The organism is Candidatus Thiodiazotropha sp. AKAK3, from assembly GCF_058244645.1.
In genome coordinates this window covers 144016-157920 of record NZ_JBSYOQ010000034.1, presented here as the reverse complement: position 1 = coordinate 157920, position 13905 = coordinate 144016, and the positions used below count along the sequence as shown (strand labels likewise).

Annotated in this window: 11 protein-coding genes; 8 read left to right on the top strand and 3 right to left on the bottom strand. The window is 49.8% G+C overall.

Annotated elements, in window-relative coordinates; translation table 11 throughout:
• The first annotated feature begins 108 nt into the window (after positions 1 to 108).
• Entirely contained in the window at positions 109 to 1026 is a 918-nt protein-coding gene (locus AC4IE7_RS06095; protein ID WP_490775924.1) for a hypothetical protein, read from the top strand.
• A gap of 216 nt (positions 1027 to 1242) precedes the next feature.
• On the opposite strand, the gene AC4IE7_RS06090 is transcribed toward AC4IE7_RS06095, so the two are convergent.
• The 3 genes from AC4IE7_RS06090 to AC4IE7_RS06080 form a co-directional block, all read right to left on the bottom strand.
• Entirely contained in the window at positions 1243 to 1884 is a 642-nt protein-coding gene (locus AC4IE7_RS06090) for a methyltransferase family protein (RefSeq protein WP_490775923.1), read from the bottom strand.
• Between the two features lie 93 nt (positions 1885 to 1977).
• Positions 1978 to 2892, bottom strand: coding sequence for a polyphosphate kinase 2 (ppk2, locus tag AC4IE7_RS06085; protein ID WP_490775922.1), 915 nt, complete (start codon positions 2890 to 2892; stop codon positions 1978 to 1980).
• 92 nt (positions 2893 to 2984) lie between these two features.
• Complete coding sequence (locus AC4IE7_RS06080) at positions 2985 to 4715, bottom strand: chloride channel protein (protein ID WP_490775921.1); 1731 nt, start codon at positions 4713 to 4715, stop codon at positions 2985 to 2987.
• Between the two features lie 109 nt (positions 4716 to 4824).
• On the opposite strand from AC4IE7_RS06080, the gene AC4IE7_RS06075 reads away from it, so the two are divergent.
• The 7 genes from AC4IE7_RS06075 (at position 4825) to AC4IE7_RS06045 (ending at position 13793) form a co-directional block, all read left to right on the top strand.
• Positions 4825 to 5556: a class I SAM-dependent methyltransferase gene (locus tag AC4IE7_RS06075; RefSeq protein WP_490775920.1), complete on the top strand. Its 732-nt coding sequence runs from the start codon at positions 4825 to 4827 to the stop codon at positions 5554 to 5556.
• A gap of 128 nt (positions 5557 to 5684) precedes the next feature.
• The gene (locus AC4IE7_RS06070) at positions 5685 to 5936 is read left to right on the top strand and encodes a FeoA family protein (protein WP_490775919.1); all 252 of its coding nucleotides are present in this window, start codon (positions 5685 to 5687) and stop codon (positions 5934 to 5936) included.
• A 25-nt stretch (positions 5937 to 5961) separates the two neighbouring features.
• Positions 5962 to 8316 carry a Fe(2+) transporter permease subunit FeoB gene (gene feoB, locus AC4IE7_RS06065; protein ID WP_490775918.1) on the top strand — a complete coding sequence of 785 codons (2355 nt, stop codon included), beginning with the start codon at positions 5962 to 5964 and terminating at the stop codon, positions 8314 to 8316.
• Complete coding sequence (locus tag AC4IE7_RS06060) at positions 8316 to 8552, top strand: FeoC-like transcriptional regulator (protein ID WP_490775917.1); 237 nt, start codon at positions 8316 to 8318, stop codon at positions 8550 to 8552. Before feoB ends, AC4IE7_RS06060 begins: the two co-directional genes overlap by 1 nt.
• A 938-nt stretch (positions 8553 to 9490) precedes the next feature.
• A complete protein-coding gene (locus AC4IE7_RS06055; RefSeq protein ID WP_490775916.1) occupies positions 9491 to 10435 on the top strand; it encodes a hypothetical protein in 945 nt (314 codons plus the stop codon).
• Complete coding sequence (locus tag AC4IE7_RS06050; RefSeq protein WP_490775915.1) at positions 10377 to 13130, top strand: Kelch repeat-containing protein; 2754 nt, start codon at positions 10377 to 10379, stop codon at positions 13128 to 13130. Before AC4IE7_RS06055 ends, AC4IE7_RS06050 begins: the two co-directional genes overlap by 59 nt.
• Positions 13131 to 13136: 6 nt before the next feature.
• A complete protein-coding gene (locus tag AC4IE7_RS06045; protein ID WP_490775914.1) occupies positions 13137 to 13793 on the top strand; it encodes a hypothetical protein in 657 nt (218 codons plus the stop codon).
• The last annotated feature ends 112 nt before the right edge of the window (positions 13794 to 13905 follow it).

The window sequence follows — 13905 nt, the reverse complement described above, 5'->3', positions numbered from 1 at the left end:
CAACACTGTATGGGTGCCTGTTGGCAGCAAGATGTCGGTCAATGGCTTGTTCAGAGGTTGCTTGAAAATCCCTATATACCAATCTGGATCATCGAAGGAGAAACAAGCATGTATAAGAAGAAACTCTTGACCCTGATGGTGGCATCCCTGCTGCCTTTTAGCGCAATACTGAATGCTGAAGAAGCCACCACTGAGGCTGCTGGCCTTGAAACTGAAGTGGCTGAAGAGGTTGTGGAGGCAAATGTTAGTGAATCGGACACCGCATCATCTGAGATGATGGAGCCCGCCCCAGCAGAGGAGAGTACGGAGGCCGATTCGAGTGAAGCCGCGGTTCCTCAGGTTGCGGAAAGTAGTGAAGCGGAACCCGTTGAACCTGCTGCCGTCGATGAGGCTGCCTCAGATCAAGCAGCTGAGGCTGAGGTGACTGCAAAGCACGATCCTGAGGAAATCATGGCTCAGCGCTGGAAAGAGCGGGAGCAGCGATATCAGGCTCTGCGGCAACGTGCAGAGGAGGCTGGGGTAATGTTGCCAGCTCAACCACCTTGGCGTTCGTCCCAACGAGACTCTGTCAGACCCAGTATGGATGAGCGCATGGAGCACCACCAGAAAATGATGAACATGAGTTCTGAAGAGCGTGATGCTTTTCGTCAGCAGCGCTATCAGGAGATGCGTGAGAAGGCTCAGCAACAGGGCCTTGAAATGCCGGAGACTCCACCTTGGGTAGCTCGCAGGCAGGCAATGGAGGATGAGTGGGCAAAGCATCAGAAGGTCATCGAAGGCATGTCTGAAGAAGAGCGGGCGGCTTGTCATGCCATGCACCGCCGCCATATGGGACGGGGGGCAGGTCACGGCATGGGGCAAGGTCATGGTATGGGGCATCCCGGTATGGGATGTGGTGGCCCAGGTAATTGTCAGGGGCCTTATGGAAACCCTGGCGGCGCTCCAGCACACGGGTATCCTGGTTACGGCTACGGCCCGGGCGCTGCACCCTATGGTCAAGGGAGTTTCTGGGATCCAAGTTACTAAGTGCTGGGCTAGTGTGAAGCAGCACCCTAGTATTGATCCTGATTTAGACTCCGTTGGTGGGGCATGGCCCCACCCTACCAAATAGCACAAGGTTGGGATGGCCCCACCCTACCAAATAGCACAAGGTTGGGATGGCTCCACCCAGTTAAATAGCTCAGGGTAGGGTGGGGCCATGCCCCACCAATCAAGGCAGAAAATACTTACGGTACTTTGCGACTACTCATTCTGTAGGGCTTTAGCCTGATGTTTTGAGAGATACTTCCAGGGTCTTGGAACCAGTCCCGGAACGCGTTTACGGTAGTCACGATAGCGTTCACCGTGAAACACCAGCAGTTTCCTCTCTTCCAGAACGGAACCGTAGATCAGATAGAGAGAGATACAAACAGCAGAAACCAATCGTGCCGGATCCATATCCTGGGTCCAGACAAGCACCAGTCCAAGGCTATACCAGGGGTGACGTACAAATCGGTGTAGCGGTGAGATGTGCAGCTGTTCCTGGTCTGCCGTACCCTGTTGTTGTCGCTGCAACTGTCTTAAGCCGAGAAATTCCCTGCTGTCGTAATAGCGTAGTGACCAGACGAATCCCAAGCAGGCCATCAGCATCAATAAGTAAGCAACCCAGGCCCAAGCTCCCTGCCAACGCCATAAGGGTTCACTATGAAGCCACCATAGGGCCAGCAGTGGTGGCACTATTAAGACCACAGCCAGGATATTGTAGAGAATTCGATACCAGGGCAGTATTCCCGGAAGACGTGATGCAAGCCACTGTTTCAGGGTGAGTGAAGCCAGCAGAGAGTGGATTGCAAAGTAACCCAGCCACAACAGCGCTAGCAGCGTAAGGTGGAGTGTTTGCGGCATAGTGTTGTGTCTGGTATGACCTGTTCCTGAAGGTCGTGAACAGGGCATATATTGCCTGGATAACGCCGAAGTAATCTCCGGCGAGGTTATTGATCAGCCGACGAACTTGCCTTTTTGCAAACGTTGAGCCTCCATCAATTCCAACTCTCTGGAACCGGAGATGACCACGCTCGGGTCGGGAACATAATCGAGATCGCTATTCAAACGCTCATAGGGTACCGAATTGAGGATCACCCGCATGGCGTTGAGACGGGCCAGATGTTTGTCATTTGAGCGAATAATCGTCCAAGGGGCATGGGTGGTATTGGTACGTCTCAACATCTCATATTTCTGAGTTGTAAAATCGTCCCATCGATCCTGAGCCTGTACATCGATCTCAGACAGTTTCCACTGACGGAGATTGTCGCTCTTACGACGCTCGAACCGTCTTGCCTGCTCCTCTTTTGTTACAGAGAAATAGAGTTTTACGAGAATGGTGCCCTGACGAACCAGATCTTTTTCAAAGCCTGGGCAGCCGACCATGAAGTTCTCATACTCTTCATCACTGCAAAAACCGAAGATCGGTTCCACCACTGCACGGTTGTACCAGCTGCGATCGAAGAGCACCACTTCTCCGCCACGAGGGCATTGAGTGACATATTTCTGGAAGAACCACTGGGTTTTCTGTTCATCGGTGGGTTTGCCCAGTGCAACGACCCGATAGTGTTTCTCATTCATATATCGGGTGACACGTCGAATAGTGCCGCCTTTACCTGCAGCGTCGCGTCCTTCGAAAAGAATGACCATGCGGGTGCGGGTCGCCTCCAGGTATTGCTGCATTTTGATCAGCTCAGCCTGGTAAGGTTTTAGCTCTTCCTCTCGGTTGAATCTTCGAACGGCCTTCTTTTCCTGCTTCTGCGTATTCTCGGCATCAGCTTTGAGTTTATTGTATTCAGCCAGTAACTCATCCAATCGTACCGGCTGTTCATCAACGAGGATGGTGTCTGGATTGTTAATAGTGTCGTTCATGAGCCCCCCTCAACAGTCGTTTTAAATGATTAGCAATATCTTATGCTTTTTAGCCTTTAAATGTTGGTTTTTTTTGCCTTCTTGCAGTGAATTCAAAAGTGGTAAGCCGATTCAATCTGAGTGCGGGTCAATATGCCCTGGATGCGCCAATAGTGTGCCTCGTCGAACCATTCGATGTAGAGTGCTTCGGCGCTGCTGTTATCCAATGCCTCTAAAGCCTCCTGCAGGGTGGACTGCATACGGATAGGAGCCATTTGGTAGCGGGTGGCAGGTATATTCAGCAGATCCAACTCCTGATCATCATGTAACTCAAGGTTTCGCAGCAGCTCGACGCTGGGCATCAATACCCACTCCTCATCTGCGTCATTAATCAACACCCAGTCCGGTTTCTGGTTGAGGGCCATCTTTGCGGCATCACGACTCATTTTTGCATCGAGCTGGACAAAACTCCGGCTCATGAATTCAGCAGCTCCGGTTCGCCGCAAAGATTGCATTACCGGGTCGGTATGGTAGTTCAATCCAGAGGCCTCCAGCAGAGTATGGAACATCGATGACTTACCAAACAACTCACTGCTGACCAGGCTGGCTACGACAATCGCCAGCATCCCAGGCATGATGATTTCCGGGTTGTGGGTCAATTCGATCACTGTGGTCAGTGCTGCAAGGGGGGCTTGCAGAGCAGCCCCCATTACTGCGCCCATGCCGATCAGGGCATAGACTCCTGGGTCGGATACCTGGCCATCAAACAGAAGTGAGGGTAGAGGGGCGAATAGCCCACCCAGGGCGGCGCCGATGAAAAGTGCTGGTCCTATGGTGCCTCCGGGAATGCCCAATCCGATGCTGGCGGCAGTGGCAACAAGTTTTGCAATCACCAGCAGCACAAGCAGATTTAAAGCAACGTCACCAAGCAGTATCTGGTTGACTGTATCGTAGCCGATGCCCATCACCTGAGGGGCAACGAGTGCACAGAGACCGACCAACAGACCGGCGCTTAGATTGCGTACCCAGAAGGGCAGTTTCTGGCTCTTGTCTGAGACAAACTCAATTAGATGGACATAGGTTGCAGAGACAACACCGGCCGCAAGGCCAAGCAGTAGAATAAACGCCAACTCATGAAGTGAGCCAAGTTGAGTAACTTCCAGGTCGAATACCCGCCCCCCTTCAAAGAGCATCAAAGAGAGGCTGTTGGCACTTACTGCAGCAAGCATGATCGGGATGAAACTGACCAGGGTATACTCCATCATCACAACTTCCAGGGCGAAGATCACCCCTGCCAGGGGGGTATCGAATGATGCTGAGATCCCGGCCGCTGTTCCACAACCAACCAGTATACGGATGCTGTTGTTGGGTAGGGATAGGTATTGACCCAGCAGTGAACCGCTGGCGGCACCGAGGAACACATGGGGCCCCTCTCTTCCCACTGAATGGCCGCTGATAATAGCGATTGCCGCGCCGAAAAACTGCAAAAAGAAACCTCGCAGAGAGAGGTGACCTTGATGATAGATCAGACGCTCCATGACCCGGGGGATGCCTAAAACATGGAGCCCCTTTGAATAGCGCAGGAAGATCAGCCCTAACACCAGACCGCCTAAAACAGGAAGGGCGAACTGCAGCAGAGGTGGCAAAGCCTCATAATTTTCAGCATTTCCACCTGGCAGCATGGATGATTGAATCGATTCAACCAGCAGGCGGAAAATAACGATCACCATACCGGCTACGAATCCACACATCAGGCCGAGAACAGATAGGATCAGCAAGGCGTCGTGACGGGAGAGCTGCAGGCGCAGCCGGTCAAACCAATTTACAATCCCATCGAATAGCACAATATGCAAACCTGTAGAATAGAATGAGTCATAGTTTACGAGTTACTCAGGGGGAACAACAATGTGTAACCTTACTGGGTACAAAGCAAGATAATGGAGCAGTAGTAAGATGTCAGCAAATCAGATGGTTCTTGACCGGCCTGAGGCTTATGTTACCGGGCGGGAGTTGGATATTATGGAGCAGCTGCTGCCCTTCGATAATATGCGGGGGCTGGAGTTGGGGTGCGGCGCTGCCTGGCTCACAAGAGAGTTGGCACAACGGCATCCTGACTGCACTTTTATTGCCACTGAAGTGGATGCTATTCAGCACCAGAAAAACCTGGCTAGTCCCATCTCCAATCTCCAGTTTCGGCTTGAAGGGGCGCAATCCATCAGCGAGATGGATGAGAGTATCGATGCGGTATGGATGTTGAAATCACTGCATCATGTCCCGCAGCCAATGATGGCGCAGGCAATGGATGAGATTGCACGGGTTTTAAAGCCTGGGGGCTACGCCTATTTCTCAGAGCCGGTCTATAGTGGTGATTTCAATGCACTGATGAGCCTGGTTCATGATGAGAAGATCGTCAGAGAAGAGGCCTTTTCAGCGATCTGCAGTTTGGCTGATCGCCCGGAAATGGCGCTGGAGCAACAGGTTTTCCTGAATGTCCCGGGCTGCTATAAATCCTGGGAGGTGTTCGAGTCCCGGTTCCTGAAAGTGACCCACACAAAGCTGGAGATCAATGAAGTCCAGTATGAGCGGATCAAGCAAGGATTTCTGCGCCAGATGGGCGAAGATGGTGCACATTTTCTCAAACCGCACCGAATTGATCTCGTGAGAAAGTCGCTCACTGGTGATTAGCCGCTGTTTTTTACAGCATTAGTTAATCGCCAAATACTGTAAAATGGTGATTGCATGGGCGTGTTGTCCCTGCTCTAATGAGAATCATTAATATTTAATTGCGGATCTATCCATCTGGATGAGTGATATTGGAACATTACCTCTCTGACAAACTGGTGAAACTGTCTGGATTACCAGTCGGTAGCCGTGCCTGCATCAAACGGGTAGTGGGAGGACGACTTTTGGTTCATCGCCTGCTCAGTCTGGGTCTGAGAGTAGGATCGGAAATAGAGCTTTTACAGCGAAGAGGAAGTGGTGTGGTTGTTGCCTGTCAAGGATCAAGGGTTGCTTTAGGTGCTGGTGTGGCGGAAAAGTTGCTCCTGAGTCCAATAGAGCGCTAAGCGCAACAAGGAATTACGAACCATAATGGCCTGTCACGATTCGGAGATTTCAGATATTCCGTCAACCCCAGGGACGTTGACCATCGCCCTTGCGGGAAACCCCAACTGCGGAAAAACCGCACTGTTCAATATCCTCACCGGTATTCGCCAACGTACGGGCAACTGGCCTGGTGTCACGGTGGATCGAAAGGAGGGGCAGTTTCAGATCGACAGTGATGAAGTGAATGCTGTGGATCTACCAGGCATCTACTCCCTTGACGCCTCCTCTCAGGATGAGAAAGTCACCCGGGACTACCTGCTCTCAGGGGAGGCTGATCTCATCGTCAATGTTGTTGACGCCTCCAACCTGGAGAGGAATCTCTATTTCACGGTACAGATGCTTGAGATGGGTGTGCCACTCCTGCTGGTACTGAATATGATGGATGTGGCGCGCAAACGTGGAATGGAGATCGATCTCCAGCGCCTTAGCGAAGAGCTTGGTTGCCAGGTGATACCTGTGGTCGCGGTCAGCGGAGAGGGGGTCACCAAGCTAAAAGGTGCTATCCAGGATCTTGCAGCCGGAGCCATCAAAGGTGGATTTCCACTGGCTCAGGATGAGATGGTGGAACAGGCAATCACTGATCTGGAGTCCGGATTACAGCTGCCTGACAGTCGCTACCACTCCCAACGCCGCTGGTTGCTGCTGAAGATGCTCGAAGGTGACGAATTTGCCTTGAACTTCGCGGATGATCTACTGCATGAGCGGATAGACAACTGGCGAAAAATGATCGAAGACCGGGTCGATGAGGAGCTGGATATCCATATTGCGGATTCCCGTTTCAGTCATGCCCACGCCATTGCCCAGAACGCGACTCGCAACCAGGGGCGTCTGGAAAAGACAATCAGTGACCGTATCGATAAGGTTGTACTCAGCAAGCTGTTCGGTATCCCGGTGTTTTTGGCCGTGATGTATCTGATGTTTATGTTTGCTATCAACATCGGCGGTGCATTTATCGACTTCTTCGATGGCGTGGCCGGCGCCCTGTTTGTTGATGGCTTCGGCCACTTGTTGGCGTCAATCAATGTGCCTCAATGGCTGGTTGTGTTGCTGGCTGATGGCGCTGGTGGTGGCATTCAGGTCGTTGCCACATTCATCCCGATTATCACCGCCCTCTATCTGTTTCTGTCGGTTGTGGAAGATTCAGGCTACATGGCCCGAGCCGCCTTTGTCATGGATCGATTCATGCGCTCCATCGGCCTGCCCGGTAAAGCCTTCGTACCGATGATTGTCGGATTTGGCTGCAACGTACCTGCAGTGATGGCGACCCGAACCCTGGAGAGTGATCGGGAGCGCAAACTCACCATACTGATGAACCCCTTCATGTCTTGTGGCGCACGTCTGCCGGTCTATGTACTGTTTGCAGCGGCTTTTTTCCCACAGAGTGGACAGAATCTTGTTTTCAGTCTCTACCTGATCGGCATCGCCGTAGCGATACTGACTGGGCTGATCATGAAGAAAACGCTCCTATCCGGTGAGAGTTCAGGCTTCATGATGGAGTTGCCTCACTACCACATGCCGACCCTGAGAGGGGTGATGTTACGCACCTGGGATCGGGTGAAACTATTTATCAAAGAGGCAGGGCAGGTGATTGTGATCATGGTTCTGGTGATCAATACCCTCAACTCAATCGGTACGGATGGCAGTTTCGGTAATGAAGACACCGAGCACTCGGTCTTGAGCGCAGTGAGTAAAGCGGTGACTCCGGTACTCTCGCCAATGGGTATAACCGATGACAACTGGCCGGCAACGGTTGGCGTCTTTACCGGTATTCTGGCAAAAGAGACGGTGGTGGGCACCCTGGATGCACTCTACAGCAATATTGCTAATGATGAGGCTGGGGTTTCAGGAGATACAACACCCTTCGACTTCTGGATGGCGATCAAACAGGCTGTCGAGACGATACCTGAAAATCTGCTTGGAATAAAAGATCTGCTCACAGATCCTTTGGCCATGGATGTTGGTGATATCTCCAACATCGAAGCGGCTGCGGAAGCACAAGAGATCAACATCGGTGTATTCGGTGCAATGGCGGCACGTTTTGATGGTCAGGCAGGGGCTTTCGCCTATCTGCTTTTTATCCTGCTCTACTCTCCCTGTGTTGCAACCATCGGTGCAATCCGTCGTGAGGCAGGGACACGCTGGGCTGCTTTTGTGGTTGCCTGGTCAACGGGGGTCGCCTTCGTTTCAGCAAGCCTCTTTTATCAGTTGGCTACCTATGACAGCCATCCAGACAGCGGCCTGTTTTGGGTTGTCGTGCTGATTGGTCTGCTGGTTGCGACCATTGTCGGGTTAAGGTTCTGGTCAATGCGCGGTCAGGCCAATGCCGAAGTTGAAGTCTAATGCTGTCGGCCATCCGCGATTATCTGCAACAGCGTGGAGAAGCTTCACTGGCGGATATTGCCCGCTATCTGGATGCTGATGCAGAAGCCGTGCGCGGGATGCTTGAGCAGTGGGAGCGCAAAGGCCGTGTTGAGCGTCGAAAAATAAAGGCTGAGTGCGGTTCCAGCTGTAACCGATGTGATCCTTTAGCGATGGAGCTTTATGTCTGGCGTGGTGGAGTTACACGTAAGAGTTGATGGCATGCCAGATCAGCTGGTGATCTGTTTTATCCTCGGCACCCCGGCGTGTTACGAGGCTTGATGTGCGCAACCAGCGACTGGTTATACCGAAAGAGCGCGCGAATTTATCTACACAAGATTGAACAAAAGCAGGTACTGCTTGTGGGCAAGTTAAATTCCTCTAAACATTGAGTGTCACTCTTCGAAATCATTGAGGCGACATCTGCTGCGAATTTGGTAAAAGAGGGAGTGCTAAGGTTGTTTTAACAGTGCTCTGGTCTCTTCTTTTGCTGAAGATGGTGTGTGTGACATCCTCAAGCATATGGAACAAGTCATTATCTTTTTAAGAAACACTATTGTCCCATTAACTTTCAATCTTCTCAGAACAACTCTGAAAGCCCCTCTCCCTTTACGGGAGAGGGGTTGGGGAGAGGGTGTACGCGAAGCGTTTCATGTGGTTGAAAGAGAAAAACTGCATTGATCGTTCATCTTTATCTTGCTGATTGTTGGGGGAAATAGGGTGTTCATTCTCTCCCCACCTATTTAAGATACTGATGACTTGTAGGTTTTTCTAGCCGTGACCCTCTGCTTTACGATGCTTTTCATGTCTCAATCAGCAATAGAAACCAACAGCAATGAATCAGTTACAACCGTAATAGGTAAAGTAAGTGGGACAGCAGTGTTTTAGAAAGTAAATGACTTGCTTACATTGTGGTTATCTATGCTACTCTCTCGATTGAACTAAAAAAGTGACTGTCTACAAACCCTTAGGTTTTCTTACGTTCTAGTTAGTAGATGGATTGAAGCTGACTGATTCAGTTTGTGTGTCACTCTATGCCTACCTGAAGTAAAGGGACTTTTTCCAATTGAGCTGCCCTAGTCAAAGATCACCATCTCTCTATATTTGGTTGTTCCTCTTTCTGCTGCCTCTCACCACAGCTAATGCCGGTCTCAGCGTGAAATATGAGACACGCAATGCTGAATCATGTCGTGAGATGGTCAATGAGAACTATGATGCCCTCATCGAGAAGATGCGAAAAAGCGGGAGCTCATCCCGTAGTCTCTTGAGTGTCGAGACCCGAGGGCGGCATGTTGATTTGAATGATTGCAAGGTGATGCATCAGAAGGAGCAGTTGGCTGTTTTGGATCAGGCTTATGATCGTCTCTCAAAGGTGGTGGATCTCTACAGAACCCAAGGGGTAGTGAACGTAGCACTACATCGGGTTTTGGCGGAAGATTTTAGATCGATAAACAGGCTGCCTAAGTCTGATTATCATAGCGCTTATCTTCGTCTATATGCTGATTATCAACGATACAAATCCGCAGCCCCAACTGCCACTCAAAAAAACATTAACAAACAGCTTGTGCACCAGTGTGTTGATGAGTTTGGCAAAGTTACTTTGAGTGATCGTCCCTGTATAGCTGAATTATCTGCCCAACATAACAAATTACCGCTAGAGATTGATGCGGGTAGTACGAACCCGAAAATTTGTAGCAAGCTCAAACAGAAAGCGAGTCAGGCGAAACGGCGTTATCAAAAGGCAATCTCCACATTGATCGCCATAGACCCGGATTCACCGGAACTTGATGATGAATGGAAGCTTGTTGATGAAGTACGTATTGACGCCCTATATGACTATAAATATCAACTTACACGGGCTGGGTGGGCTGGTTGTCCAGTCGATGTAAAAGAGCAACCAAAACCTGATACTCCATCTGATAGCCGCTCTCCTGCGGCAGGCCCTGATCCTTTTTTGGATCTATCCTTTGCTGCGGGCCGATTGCTCTATGCAGGAGAGCCTGGTAATAAAATAAGAGGTAATACGACCACACAGTTGAAGAGTGGCTCGATCCTTCAATATGGTGGGGGGTCTGATAGCACCAGGTCATATACTTCGTGACGATTATTTGGAGAGTCTAAGAAGAGAACGTAGAGCATTAAGTCGTTCAAATGAGAGTTTTGTACTGTGGGATACAGAGTTAGAAGGTTGGGTGAAGCTCTCCCATCCCGATGAGTGTCCTTATGGGGCTCGAATGTTCCATACAGCAACCCTAATTGAAGCGGGTAAAGTTCTCTATGCCGGGGGGATTTGTGATGCGGAACTTTCAAAAACCACATACCGTTATCCCGAATATACCGCCTTGTCACTTTGGGATTCGGTGACTCGTAAGTGGCTTCCAGCACCGTCACTCAAACAGGGTCGTCTCTACCATACCGCATCACTTTTAAAAGATGGCAGTGTATTGTTTGTTGGTGGTGAAGGGGATCCAGGGGTCTATCTGACACCCAAAGAGCCGGTAATAAATAGTGTGGAGCGCTATATTGACGGAAAAGTTGAGGCCATGCCTTCACTCAATGTGGCTCGTGCAAAACATACCGCTACGGTGCGTGAAAACGGATGTGTAGTGGTCAGCGGTGGTTTCGATAGCCAAGGCCTGCCAATTAGTGATGTTGAGCAGTGGTGCCCAGGCGAGAGCAAGTGGCGACTCATCTCTCAATTAGAGACGCCTCGTTATGATCATACCGCCACTCTGTTGAAGGATGGCAGGATTATTGTTGCGGGGGGTAAAGGGGAAGATGAACGAACATTAGATAGTAGTGAGATATGGGAGCCAACAGCGAAACGCTGGGTGGCGGGGCCTCGACTACCTTTTGCGTTACACCGTCATGCTGCGACACGACTCTCTGATGGGCGGGTACTCATTGCTGGCGGTACCTGGGAATCGGCGACACCCTGGGCCTGGGTATGGGATACACAGGCTGACTATTGGATTCTGGCTGGTAATGCAACGCCACAAATGGCCTGGAACAAACATAATCATGTCAGGTTGATGCCACGGGAGAATGGTAAAGCGTTGCTGTTTACCGAAAGCGCAATTATGCGTTGGGAGCCGCTGGCTACCGGGCAAACTATTTCAACACCAGTCTGGAGGAACACGCCCGCTGCGACAGAGTTGCATGATGGCCGGGTTATGATGGTTGGTGAGGAGTATGGCGATCCAGAGTTGGGGCGACACAATGCGAGGATCTGGAACCCCCGTAATAATCGTTGGCAATATGCAGGAAGCCCAGGAAAACCGTTTGTAAAAAATAGTAACCTCATAGAGCTTAAGACAGGGGATGTTATCTATCTGGCAAGAGATAACAGCCAGCGTTACTCCTGTGATATCTGGAAGCCCAATAGCATTCAGTGGAAAAGTTGTGGTCTGATCGAGTTTGAGTATAAAAGCAGTTGGTCTCCTGAGTTGGCAACGCTCTCGGATGGTCGGGTGATCACACTGATTAACAAACATGAAGCCTATGTCTACGATCAGCAACAGGGTGACTGGCAAAAATTTCAGGTCGAGTGGGACATGGCTGGAATAGTGAAAGGCTCACCGGTTCGTGTGCCTATGCCTGTGACTGTTGCGGTCGACCCTGGCAGCGGTCTGCAGTTTGAAATCAATGATCTCGGCTCAAGGATGTTATGGCCAAGATCAACCTCAGCTTATTCTATGTCGTGGAATGAAGATGCAGAAGAGTGGCGCTTTGTACTTTCTCCCGGTGAGATGGGGTTGGATACTCACGTTCTTCCTGATGGTTGCGCCATCTCTTCATCACCCCTGGCGGTTTTTAATCCAGAAACGGGTGAGGTGACCAAGCTGGCAGATCCTGGTTTCGGCATTAAGTCCGAGATAAAGATGTTAGTGTTAGAAAATGGAGATGTGATTTTTGCCGGAGAGCCCAGTGGTGCAAACGACCCTGGGAATGGTTTTTTTCATGCGCGGGCAAGTTGTGATGGTATATCACTGTTCCCTGGCAGTGAGGAGTATTTTAGTTTACGTTGGCTGGATAAAAAAACACCTCACTATCGTACAAAGCGTTTCACTTCGTTAAAAGCGGTTGAAAAAAGCGTTAACAAAAAAGCGCGAAAATTAAAAAACGATCCACTTGAAGTGGAACCAGGTCAAGCTGAGCAGGTTTTTGCATTAGTGCATAGATATAGAGAGTGGTTATTTCTTGCACTGGCTGCTTTATTGGTGATTTCATTTCTACATGTTCTTAAAGTACCTTATATTCCGCATATCCCAAAATGGCTCATGCGACTGCTGGTATATGGGATTGTGGCGATCTATGCCGTACCGCCAATATGGTCCTATATTGCCACTGGGAAGCGCCAGGAGCTCTCCTTGTTTTCATCCTCTGGGTTCAATGGGCAGAGATGCCGTGATGACCCCAAGGCGTGCCTGGATCCGGAAACCGGTCTCTTGGTAAACCGTAAAGGGGAGAGTCGTATTCCTTGCCATATCATTGGAGAGTGGACGCTAAGACAAAAAAATAACATGTACCGAATACGATTTAAGGATGATGGCAGTTATATTATGACTAACAGCTTTTCAGGTGGCGGGCGCAGAGCTGGGTATCATGGTTACTGGGCAGTACAGGATAAATATATGGTTTGGCGCCACTATAGCGGACAGGATAGATTTGATATCAACGAAATCATCCCCGAGAGTGATCAGCGCTTTAAGGTGATAGAGATGAATGGCGTGGAGAGCAGTTATGAGTTGATTAAACTGGAAAGATCGACAAAATGTAGCAAATCGGCCTGGTGACAAAGCGTGATGATCACAGATTTTTATAGATCTAAAAATTTACTGTTTCTGGTATTCATGGTGATAAGTGGTTTTACTTATGGTGACATGAGCTATGAGTGTGTTAGCAATGGCAAAAAGAGTTTTCAGGATAGACCTTGTGTCAAAGTGGGGGCGCCTCAGAAGAATCAGCAACACCAAAATCAGGGAGCCATTGAAGCAGTTTATAAGAAATTAGACTTTTTGGCCTACCAGGGATATGGCCTCTCCCAAAGCAGGAAACCAAAATCTCAATCAAAGCCTAGTCAATATGTGGAAAGCGTCTGTGGAAAACCGAAAAGTTGGCAGGTTGGAAAAGCCTACAGACTCTGTAGTGCAAGTGCTTTGCAAGAGTTGACTCAGCGTAAGAATGCAAGATCTGTAGCGCAGTTGAGCAACTTTTATGATGAGATAAAAGAGTTCTGTGGAGCAAAGTGGCGGCAATTGCCGAGTGTTGGTATGACAGATGAAGATTTCAAGTTCTGTAGTAGCCACGGCGCTATAAAGCAGGAGGTATTAATAGATGAAGATGGGACTTTCGCGGCGCTTTATGTATTGGCCGATAAGAAAAACAACCGAGTCTATTCAATTAATGGTGTCGTCACAAAAATCTCTACATCCGCGACTAATCGTTCTTTTAGGTGAATTGAGTTGAGAGTAATGAAGCGTTGTTCCTGCCGCTCCCTCAGGTTGATAATCCCCCAGAAAAATCCAAGATATTTTGTTCATTGCCAGCTAGATCTGTAGATTGACTTGT